The following is a 16,342-nucleotide window of genomic DNA, read 5'->3' on the forward strand; positions in this document are numbered from 1 at the left end:
GGGCTATAATCTAACCCTTACCTCGCAACCGCGAGGCTTGGAGCGACGTACCATGCCAATTACGCCCACCCAGAACATCTGGCACAACGGACAGCTCATCCCCTGGGAGAAAGCCAACATCCACGTCATGTCCCACGTGGTGCACTATGGCTCTTCTGTATTTGAGGGGATCCGTGCCTACACCCAGGGCAGCTCCGCCGGCGTCTTCCGCCTGCCGGAGCACATGCAGCGCCTGATCGACTCGGCCAAGATCTACCGCATGCCCCTGCCCTACACCGTCGACCAGCTATGCGCCGCCGTCGTCGATGTCGTAGAGGCCAACGGTGTCGCTCCCTGCTACATCCGTCCAGTAGCCTTCCGCGGCTATGGTGAGATCGGCGTCAACCCCACCAAGTCGCCCATCGAGATCTACATCGCCAACTTTCCCTGGGGTAAGTACATTACCGCCAGCGAAGGCGCGGATGTCTGTATCTCCTCGTGGTCGCGCCTGGCGCCCAACACCATGCCGTCGCTGGCCAAAGCCGGCGCCAATTACATGAACTCGCAGCTCATCAACATGGAGGCCAAGGTCAACGGTTACGTGGAAGGCATCGCGCTGGACCGCAACGGCTACCTCTCCGAGGGCTCGGGCGAGAACCTCTTCCTCGTCCGCAACGGCGTCATCTACACCTCGCCGCTGGCGAACTCGGTACTGTCGGGCATTACGCGCGACTCCATCATCACCATTGCCAAGCATCTGGGCATTCCGGTGGTAGAGCAGTCACTGCCCCGCGAGCTGATCTATATCGCAGACGAGGCCTTCTTCACCGGCACCGCCGCCGAAGTGACCCATCTGCGCTCGGTCGACCAGATCATGATCGCTGACGGCAAGATGGGCCCCATCACCACCGCCATCCACGACGAGTTCTTCGCCCTGGTCAACGGCCTGCAGCCCGATCGCTACAACTGGCTGACGCCGGTGAACGTGAAAACCAACGAAGCAGCTTCGGTCTAGAAACTTCTGATGCAAGCAGAAGAGGCGGCCTGATGGCCGCCTCTTCTGTTTTGTGCCCGGTGTGCTAATCAATTCAAGATAGGCCACGCATTTGAAGTTGGTGGGAGCCGAGGCTTTTAGCCCTCGGGTTACCGGCTCAATAAAGAAATGGGCTTTAGAGTGTGTGTGAGGGTCGAATCTGCTCATCGAAGATATTGCCTCGTCGTAGCTGGCCGCGACGTACCGGCCATCGTTGGCGAGGTCGGCGTTCTGCAGATAGAGCGGAATCTCCCGCAGCACGGCCGCGGGATCGCTGGGCGCACACTTTCCGTATTGCCCGTCACTCGGGAAGCGGTCAACGATTGTGACCAGAGGCTCACAGCCGCCGACGGCACGAGGTTTGGAAGTTCTAACTATTTCGGTTATTGACTAATGTGGAGTAGCCGCGCCGTTTCTCCGTCAAGCGGGCGTTGAGTCGTGAGGACGAATCGCATCCAGCCGAGCATGGACATCTGCCAATCGTGCTTGCCGGTGATCTGAGAACCTTCTGATTCTTGTTGATTGTGTTGGATCAAGATGACATTTGCGCGGTTGCCAGCCACCCGCAGTGCATCCAGAAGTTTGGTGGGCACGACAAGAGAGTTGGGCGTAGCCTGGTCTCCTTGAATCAACAAGAATGGCGGAGCCGCGGAATGAACCAAATTCAACGGATCAATGGCAGCCACTGGCGAACTTGATGGCGATTCTGTCGAGAGGGGATCAGCATGGAACCCAGGATTTGGTGGCGAGGTCCAACCTCTGGGCGTAAGCACTCCCTTTGTTGGGGAAACCAACTCTTTGCCAAAGTCGCCGACACCGGCAAGCATCACAATCGCCTGAACTTCATCGGACTCCTTATCCCAATCGTATGGTGTCCGCTTTCCTTTTTCGGGCGGCATGAGGCCGGAGATTGTTGCCAGGTAGCCGCCCGCCTCATCGCCAATAAGCACAATCTTGTCAGGGGCGACGTTGAAGCGAGCGGCTTCATGTCGTACGAAGCGAACAGACCTCTGCACATCCATGATCATGTCATTTAGGGTCGCTCCTGGGGCCAGTCGATAGTCGACTGAAAAAACGGCAACGCCCGCAGCCACCAGACTGTTGGCCAGTGATAATTGGTTGAGGTCCCAGCCTGAGCCGGAGGTTAGTCCGCCCCGATGTATTAGAAGGGCGGCAGGGTGTGGTTCCGTGGGACAGGCAGGAGCCCAAATACGAATGGAAAGGTTGTCCTGTCCTTCTATTTTTCCTCCGCCCAGCCCGACACCAGCCAGCGGTAGAAATTCATGTCCTCGCTCGAACACACATGATGAAGCAGCGCCATTGGCTTGAGCGACTACTAGGTTGCCACACAGAAATAATGCTGCAGCTAGTACTCCATGGACGCGCATGGCTTGAGCTTATAACTGACAGCAAGCAGACCGTCAAGGATCTTGGTCAATTATGAATTATTCGGTGCCACGGTCTCTGTCCCACATTGCGTTTATGTGGTTGACTACCAAGAAGTACATCTGCATTCTATGCAGCGTATCGCTCTTGCCTGTCGGATATCCGCCCTAATGAGAAGCGACAGTCTCCGGCGCCAGCGTAATCGCGCGACCGTCGTTGAGCAGGATAAGTAAGTTTCCCGATGCTTGAAAACCCACGACTCTTCCCCATGGCCGTCCTTCACTGGAACGCGGCAACGATGTCAGATCCGCTACAGCCTCGCCTACAGTCACAACGCGTGTCCTGCCGGTGGCCGAGTAGAAGGTGATCAGCGTGTCTGAGGGTCGAACCTTCTCCTCGAAGATATTGCCTCCGTCATAGCTGGCGGCTACATACCGGCCATCGTTGGCGAGATCGGCGTTCTGCAGATAGAGCGGAATCTCCCACAGCATTGCCGAAGCATTGCTCGCCCGGAAGATCCTGGTCCGTTTCTCCTTCACGCTGGAGATCAGAAAGAAACGATGGTTCGGTGAATACTCCTTGTGGTCGGCAGGAGCAACAGGAGGGCTTGCGGCATACAGTATCGCAGGCACAATCATGAACAACGCAAGTGTTATCGAGCTGGTGATGGAAGGCCGAATCATTACTGCACGCACCTCCATCACGATAGGACGCCTGAAGACATCCAGCAGGGGTTAACCACTCCCCAACACTATGAACTAACTGGTAATCTTTGCGGCGAAGGGTTGGCGAAACTCAGCATAATTTCGGCGAAAACCCAAGAAAAACCGCAAAAAGGCATCCATTCCTGCCTACAATGGCTTCTCACGCCGTTGTTGGAGGAAGGCTCGTCATGGCTGCTCGTCCTTACTGGTCCGGTCACATTCAAATCTCCCTGGTCTCGTTCGCTGTCAAACTCTTTGTCGCTACGGAATCCAAGTCCGAGATCCGCTTTCATCAGATCAGCCGCTCCACCGGCGAACGGGTGAAGTACCAGAAGGTCAGTGCCTCGGAAGCAAACGAGTCGACGCCGGCCTCCACGGTCGAGAAGTCCGACATCGTAAAGGGCTATGAGTTCCGCAAGGGCGAATACATCCAGATCGAGCCGGAAGAGATTGCCAACCTCCGCATCCCCTCGCGCAATACCATCGCGCTGGAACAGTTCATCGCGCTCGAAGAGCTGGACCCCGCCTACTTCGAAAAGCCTTACTTCGTGGCGCCGGAAAACACAGCGCAGACAGAAGCCTTCGCCACCATCCGCGAAGCGTTGCGCGGCATGAAGAAAGCCGGCATCGGCAAGATCGCCTTCGGCGGCCGCGAGCATCTGGTCGCCATCGCCGCACCTGCGGACAAAGAGCTCAAGGGCCTGATGGCCTACACCATGCGCTACCAGGAAGAGCTCCGCGATGCGAAGGAGTACTTCAACGAGATCAAAGACGTCACTGTCGAAAAGGACCAGCTCGATCTCGCGCAGGAGCTGATCAAGCGCAAAGCGCAGAAGTTCGATCCGTCGAAGTGGCACGATGAGTATGAAGCCGCTCTGCGCGCCATGGTGCAGGCCAAGATCGACCACCAGCCCCTGCCGGTCGAAGAAGAACACCGGCCGATGGCCAAGGTCATCAACCTGATGGATGCGCTGCGCGCCTCGGTTCACGGCAACAAGCAGGAAGCAGCCCCCGCAGCCACAGGCCGCAAGAAGCCCGCGGCGAAGGCTACCGCATCCGATGCAAAGCGCGGCATGGAGATCGTGAAAGAGACGAAGGCCGTGGCAAAGAAGGGTGCGAAGAAGAAGTCAGCATGAGCAGATTGAATCATTGAAGAATGGAATGATTGAATAAGTTCTCGGTGATGAAGAAGCTTCTGCCCCTCCTGCTGACCGCTACTGCTCTGGCCGCACCTGATCCAACACCCAGGCAGGCGTGGAAGAACTTTCACGACCTGCTGCAACAGCAGTGTCCTGTTAAGCGCCTTGATCTGATGGCGCCTGCGGAGCTGTTGAACTCCATCGAAGATTACGAAACCCAACTCTCGGCCCAGGACATGGCACTGGTCGACAAGTACACGACTCGCGCATGCCGTGATGTGGCCGCAGGAGCAGGCTGCAACAACACCGGCTTCCTGCAGGCAGCGATCAAGCTCAACCGGCTGGAGCACTTCACCGGAAAGCTATGCCAGTTGCCGGTGGTCTGCACGGCGCAGTCGAAGTGTGCCGTGCCGTAGATGCAATATGGCTGCCCACGATCAGTAGACTAACCTCGGATCTGGGTGCCCCATCCATTGCGTAGCAATGGGTGGGAACGTTCGAGCGCAGCTCGAATCATTGGCTCCTGTGTAATCGGGCCCCACGACGAAAATGGCGAGTAAAAAAGCAGGTTCGAGCTGCGCTCGAATCTCCCACTCACGCTTTCGCGTGAATGGGGCACCCAGAGTATGGCCAACAGTGCGGCCTTTTTTCTCAAAGAACCAGCTCCGAAATACCGATCTTTGTAATACCCTCATCCCCACTGCGGCATCTGAATCCGACATGGCCACGAAAAAAGCAGCGAAGAAATCCGGAACACGCAAAGCTACCGCCAAGGCCACGGCGAAGCGCGCACCTACGGCCTCCTCAGCGGTCGACAAACAGCTTGCGAAGTATCGCTCCATGCGCGACTTTGGTATCACCGCCGAGCCTGCCGGAGGCCACAAAACCGCCAAGCTCAGCGAACGCCCGTTCGTCATTCAAAAGCACGCCGCGACGCGCCTGCACTATGACTTCCGGCTCGGCTGGAACGGTGTGCTGAAGAGCTGGGCCGTAGCCAAAGGGCCAAGCTACGTCGTCGCCGACAAACGGCTTGCCGTTGAGGTGGAAGACCATCCGATGGAGTACGGTGGCTTCGAAGGCATCATTCCCAAGGGACAGTACGGCGGCGGCACCGTCATGGTCTGGGACCACGGCACGTGGGTGCCGCAGCCGGGGCACGATTTCGACGAAGGGCTGAAGAGCGGCTCGCTGAAGTTCATCCTGCATGGCGAAAAGCTGAAAGGAAAATGGGCGTTGATCCGGATGAAAGGCGGACGCTTTGCTGGCGATACCAAGCCTGGCGCCAAGCCCAACTGGCTGCTCATCAAAGAACACGACGACTTCGAGCGCGGGCCCGATGATCCGCCGCTCACCGAAGCAGAGCCGGACTCAGTCGTTACCGGCCGCTCCATCGAGCAGATCGCCGCCGCCGAAGACCACGTCTGGAACAGCAAAGAGACCAGCACCAGCGACCAACCCTGGTACAAACAGCCGTCGAAGGCGCCCGAGGAGGCTCCTCGCAGCCCCAAACCACCCGGCAAGGCAGTCAAAAGCGCAGTCTCACTCGGGAAGCTTCCCAAGGAGGAGCTTCCCGAATTTTTGAAGCCCCAGCTCGCCGTAGAGGCTTTCACTCCGCCAACTGGCTCCAACTGGATTCACGAGCTCAAACTCGACGGCTATCGCATTCAGGCCCATATCGACCACGGCAAGGTAAAGCTATTCACCCGGCGCGGACTCGACTGGACACATCGTATCCGGCCTGTCGCCACCGCTCTGGCCAAGCTTCCAGTAACGACAGCCATCCTCGATGGAGAGCTCTGCGCCGTGCGTCCAGACGGCACCACCAGCTTTGCCGATCTGCAGGCTTCCTTCGAGCATGGAGAGCGCCGGGCACTCACCTACTTCGTCTTCGATCTACTGCATCTCGACGGTCACAACCCGCGCGATCTGCCGCTACTCAAACGCAAGGCCATGGTCGAGAAGCTGCTGACACAGCTTGACCATCCACAGATCCAGATCTCGCAACATTTGCAAGGCGACGCGAATGCCATCTTTCAGAACGCTTGCAGCCTGCATGCGGAAGGTATCGTCGCCAAGCGCGGCGATGCCCCCCATCGCGCGACACGCTCGCCGGAGTGGCTGAAGCTGAAGTGCATTCGCCAGCAGGAGTTTGTCGTCGGAGGCTTCACGCTTCCCTCCAATGCCATACACGGCGTAGGTGCACTCTTGCTGGGCTATTACAACGACCTGAAGCAGCTTATCTATGCAGGCCGCACTGGTACAGGCTTCGATGCCAGGACTCATACGATGTTGCGCGACAAGCTGAATGCGTTGCGACAGGCGAAGCCTGCTTTTCAGCGGGTCCCCAACGAAGCGCAGAAGGGCGTGCTCTGGGTAAAGCCCGAGCTCGTCGCTCAGGTCACCTTCACGACCTGGACCGCCGACAATCTCATACGACAGGCCGCCTTTCAGGGCCTTCGCGAAGACAAACCTGCGGAAGAGGTGCGCCGCGAAGAGCCAACGGTCGCTCCCTCCGCGAAGCAGGAGAGAGGGAGGATGCCGATGCCGCAAGCAGCTATAAAAGCGCCAACGCAAAATTCCATCGCAGCTCGAGTCGCGACGAAGAAGAAGACAACCGAAGACGCCGCGCCTGTCCGCCTGACCCATCCCGATAAGGTTCTCGATGCGGCCAGCCACCTCACCAAACAACAACTCGCCAACTACTACTGGGCGATCGCACCGTACATGCTGCCCCACATCACCAATCGCCCGTTATCGCTGGTGCGATGCCCTGAAGGTTCCGGCAAACCATGCTTCTTCCAGAAGCATGTAAATCACACGTTGCCGCCAGGCATCACGGGAACTCCCGTACCCGATAAGAAGACAGGCAAGATCGAGCAGTACATCACGCTCTCCACACCGGAGGCGCTAGCCGGACTGGCCCAGATGGGAGTGCTCGAGGTCCATCCGTGGGGATCGCAGAACGACGATCTGGAGCGGCCCGATCGCGTTGTCATCGATCTCGATCCTGACACAGCAATCTCCTGGAGCACTCTCTGTGACGCTGCCGCGGAGGTGCGCGATCGTCTGAAGAAGCTTGGTCTAACCTCCTTTTTGAAGACCACGGGAGGTAAGGGACTGCATGTCGTCATTCCCATCACGCCGAAACATGACTATGCAGCGGTGAAAGAGTGGGCGCATGAGTTCGTGCTGCAGATGGAGCGCAACAATCCGCGGCTCTATCTCAGCAAGATGAGCAAGGCCGCACGCGCGAACCATATCTTCCTCGACTATCTCCGCAATGAACGAGGAGCCACGGCAGTGGCTCCGTTCAGTCCGCGCGCTCGCGAGGGAGCACATGTTTCGCTCCCGCTTCCATGGACGGATCTCAAACTTCCTGAGCGGCCTGTCTTTACGGTTGTCGACTTCGAGACATGGAAGCCGCGGCTTAAGCGCGATCCGTGGAAAGAGATGGGGAAGGTGAAGCAGCAGTTGCCGATTTAGAGTGGCCGATGTTTTTGCCGCATTGCTCAACTACCGCGCGAAGCGCAACCATTTCGCACCGCAGATGCGAATGTATTGCTTAAGGGGACGGCTTCAGCCGTCCCGTAGAACGTCTTCATACTGATGCGGCTTTAGCCGCTGAGGTCAAATTCATTCACTTCGGAGTACTACATCTCCCCGCACATTTTCTGTTTGTCATTTCGCAGTGACCGAAGGGAACGGAGAAATCTGCTTCTCCCACGCATTGCCCTCAGCGGCTAAAGCCGCTTACTTATACGGCATCAGATCGCACGGCTGAAGCCGTGCGCTTAAGCAAGACAATCGCGCGTTGCGCGATGCTTCTTCTTCGCGGCAAAGCCGCGAAGAAGAAGCCAGTAACGCAGGTCCTTCGCCTATGGCTCAGGATGACAATCGAGAGAGCTACGCCCTCTTTGTTCGCGCTGTCTTAACGCTTTACCTTTTAACCTTCAACTTTTAACTTCATCCCTTACTTCACACCAAAGCCATACACCGTCTCCGACTCGAAGACCTCTCCCGGACGCAGCATGACCGATGGGAAATGGGCATGATTCGGCGAATCGGGAAAGTGCTGTGTCTCGAAGCAGAAGCCGGTCCGAGCGGTATAGACCTTACCGAAGCGGCCGACCAGCACGCCCTTCAGGTTATTGCCCGAATAGAACTGCATTCCCGGCTGAGTCGTCTTCACCGTGAGCGTGCGTCCGCTCTCAGGCTCGTGCGCCTGTGCCGCGACACGTATCGTCCCTGCATCCCCGTTCAACACCCAGGTATGGTCGTAGCCTTTGGCAAACTTCAACTGTTCATACTCCGCATCAGCACGGTCTGCAATCGCATGCTCGGTCCGGAAGTCCATCGGTGTTCCTTCCACCGGAGGCAGCTCACCCGTCGGAATGGAGGTCGCATCGGTCGGCACAAAGGCATCCGCGTTGATGACGATGCGCGTGTTGGTAATGTCGCCGCGGTCATCACCGCGCAGATTCCAGTAAGCGTGGTTGGTGAGATTGACCACCGTCGTCTTATCACTGGTCGCACGATAATGGATATGCAGATCGCTTCCCTTCAGGGTGTAGGTCACGGTGACCGTCATTGTCCCCGGAAAACCCATGTCGCCATCCGGCGAAACGAGTGAGAGCTCAACGCCATTCGGCACTTCCTTAGCAGTCCAGAGCTTCTTGTCGAAGCCCTGCGGTCCGCCATGAAGTGCGTTCTGTCCGTTGTTCTGCGGAATCTGGAAGGTCTGACCGTCCAGCTCAAACTGACCGCCGGCGATGCGGTTTGCGACACGTCCAACTGTGGCGCCGAAGAACGCCGTATCGCGCAGCCACTCTTCCAGCGTGTCGTAACCCAGTGAGATGTGCGCCATCTCGCCATTACGGTCTTTCGTCTTGACGCTGACAAGGCGGCCGCCCCAGTTCATCACACGAGCCTCGACCTGTTCGCTCTTCAGTGTGAAGATCTCTACCTCTGATCCGTCCGGCAACGTGCCGAAGACTGCCTTGCTCACCACAACCTCTCCGCCCATCCTTAACCCCATCCTTTTCGATTCGGTTCCCTACGCGAACATTCCCGACTCCGCCTTCAGCGCAGCCACCAGCTTATCTATCTCACCCTCAGTGTTATACAGCGCCGGTGTAACGCGGACAGCCGCTCCTTTGGCGATACCCTTTCGTGCAACCGTTACGATGCCGTACTTCTTCAAAAGGGTCTCCTGCATCTGCTTCGCCTGTTCAAAGCTTTTCATCCCCTTCACCCGGAACGAGGTCGTCGCACCGTAGCGGCCCTTTTCTTCCGGAGTCAGGATTTGGATACTGTCGATCTCCATTGCCTGATGGACCCAGCGATCCCGCAGGCCAGTCAGCCGGGCCTGCTTCTTCTCTACTGTCAGCCTGTTGTGAAAGGCGATGGCCGCGGGAACCGTAAGAGTCGCTGCAAAGTTATAAGTCCCCGGATACACGCGAGAGCGAACGTCGTCGGGAGCGTCCTCGCGGTTGCCCATGCAGAGCTCCAGGTCACCGAGCCGTTCTTTGCGGACATAGATGGCGCCGACACCCAGAGGAGCTCCAATCCACTTATGCAGGCTGAAGCCGGCGAAGTCGGCGTCGATCTCCATGAGGTTCACCGGCATCTGACCTACGGCCTGTGCTGTATCTAGAATCACCGCAACACCGTGCCGGCGCGCGATAGCGATGATCTCTCGAACTGGATTCACCAATCCTGTCTTATGGCAGAGGTGGGTAACCAGCATGAGCCGCGCCCTTGGCGTGTTCTTCAACTTCGTCTCATACGCATCCAGAATGGCCGTGGTAGTCGCAGGCTCTGGCATCTCAAATGTGGAGACCTTCACGCCGCGACGGTCTTCCAGATACAGCATGGTGTTCACCATGGCGTCGTAGTCGATATCGCAGAAGACAACCTCATCCCCTGGCTTCAACAGCCTGTACCCGATGATCAGGTCCTGCAGACTCTCGGTGCCGCAACGCGTCAACGCGATCTCGTCTTTCTGTACACCGACAAGCACCGCCACGTCGGTGCGTACTCTGTCCAGATCTGCGGCCAGCGTGCGATCCGTCGTAACACTGCGAACGAACGGGACATTCACGCGATTCAGGTATTGTGTCTGCCGCCAGTACTCGTCCATGACCGGGCGAGCCATCACATTCCAGTACGCGTTTTCAAGATTCGTCAGGCTGCGGTCTACGTCGTACCACTGGATGAACTCGGCTTCGTGCGCCGAACCAAACGCCGGCGCCTGCGGCTCCATCACATTGGTCATCGCCGCTGGCAACACAACTCCCCCGACTGCCAGCTTCAGGAAATCCCGTCTGTTTCCAGCCACTTCCGCCTCCGATTTGATTGCAACTCCGAACGATTTGTGCAGACTGGCTTCATCTTACCCAAGCAAACTCCTTGCCACCCCTCATCCCCGTCAACTATGCTCTGACCGGAGGGCCATACTGGTCTGACCAAAAATCCCCTTGGAGACCATCGCATGGCTGCCGTGACTCGCCCATCGAACTCGTCCAACCTTCGTTGGGTTGTCTGCTTCCTTCTCTTCCTTGCGACCACAATCAACTACATGGACCGGTCGGTCTTCTCGTTGATTGAGCCCGTCCTGCACGGCGTCTCCTTCATGGGCTGGAACCCGGCGGCCGACAAGTTCCATCAGCCGGTCTTCGACAACAACTTCGGCAATGTCGTTATCTTCTTTCAGATCGCCTACGGCATCGGCCTGCTGATCTCCGGACGCGTTGTGGACCGGCTCGGCACCAAGGCCGGCTACGCCATCGCCATCGCCGTATGGGGTCTGGCTTCCATGAGCCACTCCCTGGTGACTTCGGTCGTCGGTTTCTATATTGCACGTGTCTGCCTGGGTCTGGGCGAAGCCGGTAACTTCCCTGCGGCCATCAAAGCCACCTCCGAGTGGTTCCCCTCGGAAGAGCGCGGTCTGGCGACGGGCCTCTTCAACTCCGGTGCGAACTTCTCCGCGCTGATTGCGCCGCTACTGGTCTCTGCCGTCACCCTCCACTTCGGCTGGCGTTACGCTTTCGTCGCCACCGGCTCCATGGGCGTGGGCTGGCTGGTGCTGTGGCTGCTCTTCCCCTATGCCAAACTGCGCCCCTCGCAGGACACGCTGACGCAGCAATATGTTGCGTTGCCAGTGGAGAAGCAGGGCTTCCTCTCGATTCTGTTCACGCGGCGCGCCTGGGCCTTTGCCCTTGGTAAGGGACTCACCGACGGCGTGTGGTGGTTCTATCTCTTCTATCTGCCGCAGTTCCTTAACCGGAACTACGGCCTCGAGCTGCGCGCTCAGTACTGGTTCCTGGTCACCGTCTATCTGTTCTCGTCGGTCGGCTCCATCTTCGGCGGTGCGCTCTCGGGCATTCTGATGAAGCGCGGATTCTCCATCAATGCCGGCCGCAAGGTCGCCATGCTCTCCATGGCCATCTGCGTGATCCCCATCATCTTTGTGCCGCACGTTGGCTCGCTGTTCGTCAATAATCCATGGCCGGCTACGGCGCTCTTCGCTCTGGCCGCTGCTGCGCACCAGGGCTGGTCCGCCAATCTCTTCTCCACCACCGGTGACATGTTCCCGTCGAGCGCGGTCTCGACCGTCGTCGGCTTCGGCGGTGCCATGGGCGCCCTGGGCGGCGCCGTCTTTACCGCAGTGGTCAAAAAGAACCTTTCACTGCACCCGACGCTGATCTTCACCATGGCCGGAACCGTGTACCTGCTGGCTCTGGTGATCATGCACCTGCTGGTGCCGCGCATGGGACGCCCACTCGAAGCCACCGAATAGGTTGAACCAGTTCGACCATTGCCCGGACCAAAGTGGTATGCTTCGAGCGACCGCAAGGATTTGAATAGAAACCATGCCGACGAAGACATCCAACAGCCGTACTACGGCGAAACCACACTCTCAACTCACCATGCAGGTGGTGGAGCACGTCCGTTCCCTGATCGCCCGCGGCGAGTTGCGCCCCGGCGATCGTCTGCCGCCTGAGCGCGAGCTGGCGAAGAAACTCGATATCTCCCGCTCTTCGCTTCGTGCCGGCATTGGATTTCTGTCGGCCATGGGTGTGCTGAAGTCACGGCACGGCGCCGGTACCTTCGTCTCCGACGGTCCGCCGGCCCTGGATCGCAACTCACTCAATGTCCTGGGAGCGCTGCACGGCTTCCTGCCCTGGCAGATGTTTGAGGCGCGCCTGGTGCTGGAAGCGGATCTCGCCGCACTTGCCTCCGAGCGCGCCACCGATGAACACATCGCAGCCCTCGCCGAAGAGGTTGCCGAGATGTACGCCTCGCTGGAACAGCCGCAGGAGTACCTGATCCACGACGTCCGGTTTCACCGCACTATCGCTCTGGCTGCAGGAAACCCCATCCTGGCCACGCTGATGGAGACCATCACGGCGGCCCTGTATGACGTCCGTTCGAAGACAGTGGCGCAATCGACCGACCGCAAGGAGTCGGCGGAGATGCACCGTGCGATCTATCGTGCGATCCGCGCACGCAATCCCGAGGGAGCCCGCGATGCGATGCGTGAGCACCTCTATCGCGCCCGCGCCTCACAGGATATGGAAGTGCCTACCAGTGCGACCGAAGGCGCGGCCGGCAAGACACAGAGCTAACAAACAGAGCGCTGAAGGCGCGGCTCTATACCAGCCTGGGGCAACGCCCCAGGTACGGAGGTTGGGGAATGCTAAGAGGGCTGAAGGCCCGATCTATAATCCCGAATCGCCGCAATGCCACAGTCTCTAAACGAAACAGTCGTGAACCGTTGTATCCCCATCAAAGCGATACGCGTGGATTGATGGCTGCTTTATAGGGCGGGCCTTCAGCCCTTCAATCCTGTGGGCCTCGAACCCTGGGGCGTTGCCCTGGGCGTTGCCCCAGGCTGGTATAGAACGCGCCTTCAGCGCTTCCTGCCCCATTTATCCGCCTCCCACCCGTTTATCCTTAACAACTGACCATGTCTGACCAGCACAAGCCCGGCACCTTCTACCTGACCACGCCGATCTACTACGTCAATGCGCGTCCGCACATCGGCCATGCCTACACCACGCTCGCGGCCGATACCGTTGCGCGCCGCCAGCGCCTGCTGCGCGGTAACGACAACGTCTACTTCCTCACCGGCACCGATGAGCACGGGCAGAAGGTTCAGCGCTCGGCCGCAGCTGCCGGTATCACGCCGCAGCAGTTCACCGACGAGGTCTCGGCCACCTTCCGCGCGCTGTGGGACCGGATGGGCATCACCTACAACGACTACATCCGCACCACCGAGAAACGTCACGCCAAAGGTGTTCAGGCACTGTTCAACCGCCTCTACGAGGGCGGACACATCTACCTGGACAGCTACACCGGCAGCTACTGTGTCTCGGATGAAGCCTTTGTCGATCTGCCACCCGGAACTCCCTGCCCCGACTGCGGACGCCCGCTAGAGACCGTTACCGAAGAGAACTTCTACTTTCGCCTCTCAGGTTTTCAGCTTAAGTTGATCGACCTCATCGAGTCGGGGCGCTTCGCCGTCGAGCCGGAGGCCCGCCGCAACGAGGTGCTGAGCTTCCTACGCGGCAATGTCGCCGCGGCGCCCGCCGCGGCACTCGAACTCTCCGCCGCCGGCACGGCTTATATCCCCGGAGCGCTGAAAGACCTCTCCATCTCCCGCTCCAGCTTCGACTGGGGCATTCCCGTTCCTGAGCCCGCCGCCTCCGAGAGCAAGCAGAAGCACGTCATCTACGTCTGGCTGGACGCGCTTGCAAACTACATGACCGCGCTCGGCTTCGGGCAGGACGACTGCGAGAACTACGACAAGTTCTGGCCGGCCGATCTTCACCTCGTTGGCAAAGAGATCATTCGCTTCCACTGCATCTACTGGCCTGCCTTCCTTCTGGCCGCCGGACTTCCGCTGCCGAAGATGGTGCAGGCGCATGGATGGCTGCTCTTCGAAGAAAGCAAGATGAGCAAGTCACGCGGCAACATCGTGCGCGCCGAGACTATTCTGGACGCCTTCGGCACCCTGAAGCCCGAAGCCACAACAGAAGAACAGGACCTCTTCGGTACCGACGTGCTGCGCTACTTCCTGATGCGTGAGATTCCCTTCGGCCAGGACGGCAGCTTCAGCTTCGACGCCTTGGTACAGCGCTATAACTCTGACCTCGCCAACGGCTACGGCAATCTGGTCAGCCGCACGCTGGCAATGATCGAGAAGTACTTCGGGGGTGTTGTCCCGAATGTAGCGAACATTGAGACAACTGGCTCTCATCCTCGCGAAGCCCTCCTGAGCGGTGTCCCAACCGACTATGACTTCGGCGCGCACCTGCAGCGGATCTGGAATCTGATCGCTGTCACCGATGGCTACATCACGGCCAATGCGCCGTGGAAGCTCGCGGCTGACGAGACGAAGAAGGAGCAGCTTGCGGAGGTGCTATACAGCGCCGCAGAGGCGATCCGCCATCTGACCGCGGCGCTGTACCCGTACCTCCCCTACACGACCTGCAAGGTCTGGGCTCAGCTTGGGCTCGGCCAAATGACTGAGGCCGCCAACACAGGCGAACTCAAAAATCTCGAATGGGGCGGCCTGCAGCCGGGCACAAAGCTCGGTGCACTTGCTCCTATCTTCCCCCGCGCACCCAAGGAACTGATTCAGAAGATGACCGACACCGAACAGAAACCCGTCACAACCGAAGCTGCCACAGCGGTCGCTGAAGCCACAGCACCAGCAGAAGCCGCTGCTGCACCTGCCGAGAATGCCAACGGCATTCCTGCCATCGCCGAGACCATCACCATCGACGACTTCGCCAAGGTCGATCTGCGTGTCGCCAAGGTGCTCGCGGCCGAGCGCATTCCCAAAGCAGACAAGCTGCTGAAGCTGCAGGTAGATCTCGGCTTCGAGCAACGACAGATCCTTTCCGGCATTGCCGAGTTCTATGAGCCCGAACAGCTCATCGGCCGCACCGTCGTCATCGTCGCCAACCTCGCTCCCCGCAAGATGCGCGGCCTGGAGTCGAACGGCATGATCGTAGCCGCCAGCATCGGCGACCACGGACATCCTTACCTGGCGACCTTCCTCGAGAGCCTGCCCCTGGGAGCACGCCTCAAGTAATGCACCTGGTCGATTCGCACTGTCATCTGGACAATCCTCGCTATGTCGAGGATCTGGACGCCGTGCTGGCGCGCTCCTATGCCGCCGGCGTCCGCACCATCCTCACCATCGGCATCGGCGAAGGTCCGGCCTACATGGGCAACGGCCTGGCGCTGGCACGCTCCGCGACCGCGTCCACGCCTGCTGTCTACGCCAGCGCGGGCATCTATCCCGGCAACGCGCATGAGGCGACAGAGGCCGACTATGCGCGCCTGGAGCAGCTCATCCAGGATCCCAACTGCATCGCCGTCGGCGAGATAGGTTTGGACTACTACCACGCCGAGTCACCGGCCCCCGAAATTCAGGCAGCATGCTTTGTACGGCAGATGCGGATTGCCGTCGCGGCACGCAAGCCGATCCTGATCCACTGCCGCCCCAACGATGGCACACCCAACTTCCCCGGCCTGGATGTGTGGAACAACCTCTTCGCCCTGATCGAAGAACACTGGACGCCGCATGACATCACCGGCGTCATGCACTGCTTCAGTGGAACGCAGGCCCACGCCGACCGGAGCCTGGCCAACAACTTCGTCCTCTCCTTCGCGGGACACACAACCTTTCCAAAGTCCAAGGACCTGATGGCAGTCGCCGTCTCGACGCCCCTGGACCGCATTCTGGTGGAGACTGACGCCCCGTATCTGGCTCCGATTCCTCACCGCGGTCAGCGCAACGAGCCCGCCTACACGGCCTATACCGCCTCGGCTATTGCAGCTGCCCGCGGCCTGACGCCGCAGGATTTTGCCCAGGCGACTACCGCCAACTTCCGGCGCATCTTTGGCGTAAGCTAGGGTGTGTCATCAAACTCCTGTCGCCAGCGTTGCGAGCGCAAATTGGTCCAGACGAGGCGGAGGCCGAAGGCTGTGGCGGGTCCACAGTCGAGGACGACAACGAAGTATGGGCGAATCTGCGCCGCAACCCGGAGGGCCGGGGCAGATTTTCCCGATCTCTTCGTCCCTCGTCG

General features: G+C 59.1%; 12 protein-coding genes. 8 read left to right on the plus strand and 4 right to left on the minus strand.

Annotation, left to right across the window (positions count from 1 at the left end):
- The first annotated feature begins 52 nt into the window (after window positions 1–52).
- On the plus strand, window positions 53–994 hold the full coding sequence (locus FTW19_RS24190; RefSeq protein WP_147650118.1) for a branched-chain amino acid transaminase: 942 nt from the start codon (window positions 53–55) through the stop codon (window positions 992–994).
- 401 nt (window positions 995–1,395) lie between these two features.
- Here the strand turns inward: FTW19_RS24190 and FTW19_RS24195 are convergent, their stop codons facing one another.
- Both FTW19_RS24195 and FTW19_RS24200 read right to left on the minus strand, forming a co-directional pair.
- Window positions 1,396–2,400, minus strand: coding sequence for an alpha/beta hydrolase (locus FTW19_RS24195; RefSeq protein ID WP_147650119.1), 1,005 nt, complete (start codon window positions 2,398–2,400; stop codon window positions 1,396–1,398).
- A gap of 165 nt (window positions 2,401–2,565) precedes the next feature.
- Entirely contained in the window at window positions 2,566–3,081 is a 516-nt protein-coding gene (locus tag FTW19_RS24200; protein WP_147650120.1) for a hypothetical protein, read from the minus strand.
- 209 nt (window positions 3,082–3,290) lie between these two features.
- Here FTW19_RS24200 and FTW19_RS24205 point away from each other — a divergent pair, with 209 nt between their 5' ends.
- The 3 genes from FTW19_RS24205 (at window position 3,291) to ligD (ending at window position 7,724) form a co-directional block, all read left to right on the plus strand.
- Window positions 3,291–4,238 (plus strand): Ku protein, encoded by a 948-nt coding sequence (locus tag FTW19_RS24205; RefSeq protein WP_147650121.1) that lies wholly within the window; start codon window positions 3,291–3,293, stop codon window positions 4,236–4,238.
- A gap of 47 nt (window positions 4,239–4,285) precedes the next feature.
- On the plus strand, window positions 4,286–4,657 hold the full coding sequence (locus FTW19_RS24210) for a hypothetical protein (protein ID WP_147650122.1): 372 nt from the start codon (window positions 4,286–4,288) through the stop codon (window positions 4,655–4,657).
- 304 nt (window positions 4,658–4,961) lie between these two features.
- Window positions 4,962–7,724 (plus strand): DNA ligase D, encoded by a 2,763-nt coding sequence (gene ligD / locus FTW19_RS24215; protein ID WP_147650123.1) that lies wholly within the window; start codon window positions 4,962–4,964, stop codon window positions 7,722–7,724.
- A 487-nt stretch (window positions 7,725–8,211) separates the two neighbouring features.
- Here ligD and FTW19_RS24220 read toward each other — a convergent pair whose 3' ends face one another.
- Both FTW19_RS24220 and FTW19_RS24225 read right to left on the minus strand, forming a co-directional pair.
- Window positions 8,212–9,246, minus strand: coding sequence for an aldose epimerase family protein (locus FTW19_RS24220; protein WP_246153473.1), 1,035 nt, complete (start codon window positions 9,244–9,246; stop codon window positions 8,212–8,214).
- A gap of 48 nt (window positions 9,247–9,294) precedes the next feature.
- Window positions 9,295–10,578 (minus strand): aminotransferase class V-fold PLP-dependent enzyme, encoded by a 1,284-nt coding sequence (locus tag FTW19_RS24225; RefSeq protein WP_147650125.1) that lies wholly within the window; start codon window positions 10,576–10,578, stop codon window positions 9,295–9,297.
- 153 nt (window positions 10,579–10,731) lie between these two features.
- On the opposite strand from FTW19_RS24225, the gene FTW19_RS24230 reads away from it, so the two are divergent.
- The 4 genes from FTW19_RS24230 to FTW19_RS24245 all read left to right on the plus strand — a co-directional run bounded on the left by FTW19_RS24230 (window position 10,732) and on the right by FTW19_RS24245 (window position 16,169).
- Window positions 10,732–12,039, plus strand: a complete 1,308-nt coding sequence (locus tag FTW19_RS24230; RefSeq protein ID WP_147650126.1) for an MFS transporter — start codon at window positions 10,732–10,734, stop codon at window positions 12,037–12,039.
- Between the two features lie 73 nt (window positions 12,040–12,112).
- Window positions 12,113–12,868, plus strand: a complete 756-nt coding sequence (locus FTW19_RS24235; RefSeq protein WP_147650127.1) for a FadR/GntR family transcriptional regulator — start codon at window positions 12,113–12,115, stop codon at window positions 12,866–12,868.
- Between the two features lie 341 nt (window positions 12,869–13,209).
- Window positions 13,210–15,342 (plus strand): methionine--tRNA ligase, encoded by a 2,133-nt coding sequence (metG, locus tag FTW19_RS24240; protein ID WP_147650128.1) that lies wholly within the window; start codon window positions 13,210–13,212, stop codon window positions 15,340–15,342.
- Window positions 15,342–16,169, plus strand: coding sequence for a TatD family hydrolase (locus FTW19_RS24245; protein WP_147650129.1), 828 nt, complete (start codon window positions 15,342–15,344; stop codon window positions 16,167–16,169). The genes metG and FTW19_RS24245 overlap by 1 nt, the downstream gene beginning before the upstream one ends.
- Window positions 16,170–16,342: the final 173 nt, after the last annotated feature.

Source organism: Terriglobus albidus (genome assembly GCF_008000815.1).
Taxonomy (GTDB): Bacteria; Acidobacteriota; Terriglobia; order Terriglobales; family Acidobacteriaceae; genus Terriglobus; species Terriglobus albidus_A.

Coding starts and splice junctions, on each gene's coding strand:
- FTW19_RS24190 (WP_147650118.1), top strand. CDS start 53: ATGCCAATTACGCCCACCCAGAACATCTGGCACAACGGACAGCTCATC.
- FTW19_RS24195 (WP_147650119.1), bottom strand. CDS start 2,400: ATGCGCGTCCATGGAGTACTAGCTGCAGCATTATTTCTGTGTGGCAAC.
- FTW19_RS24200 (WP_147650120.1), bottom strand. CDS start 3,081: ATGATTCGGCCTTCCATCACCAGCTCGATAACACTTGCGTTGTTCATG.
- FTW19_RS24205 (WP_147650121.1), top strand. CDS start 3,291: ATGGCTGCTCGTCCTTACTGGTCCGGTCACATTCAAATCTCCCTGGTC.
- FTW19_RS24210 (WP_147650122.1), top strand. CDS start 4,286: ATGAAGAAGCTTCTGCCCCTCCTGCTGACCGCTACTGCTCTGGCCGCA.
- ligD (WP_147650123.1), top strand. CDS start 4,962: ATGGCCACGAAAAAAGCAGCGAAGAAATCCGGAACACGCAAAGCTACC.
- FTW19_RS24230 (WP_147650126.1), top strand. CDS start 10,732: ATGGCTGCCGTGACTCGCCCATCGAACTCGTCCAACCTTCGTTGGGTT.
- FTW19_RS24235 (WP_147650127.1), top strand. CDS start 12,113: ATGCCGACGAAGACATCCAACAGCCGTACTACGGCGAAACCACACTCT.
- metG (WP_147650128.1), top strand. CDS start 13,210: ATGTCTGACCAGCACAAGCCCGGCACCTTCTACCTGACCACGCCGATC.
- FTW19_RS24245 (WP_147650129.1), top strand. CDS start 15,342: ATGCACCTGGTCGATTCGCACTGTCATCTGGACAATCCTCGCTATGTC.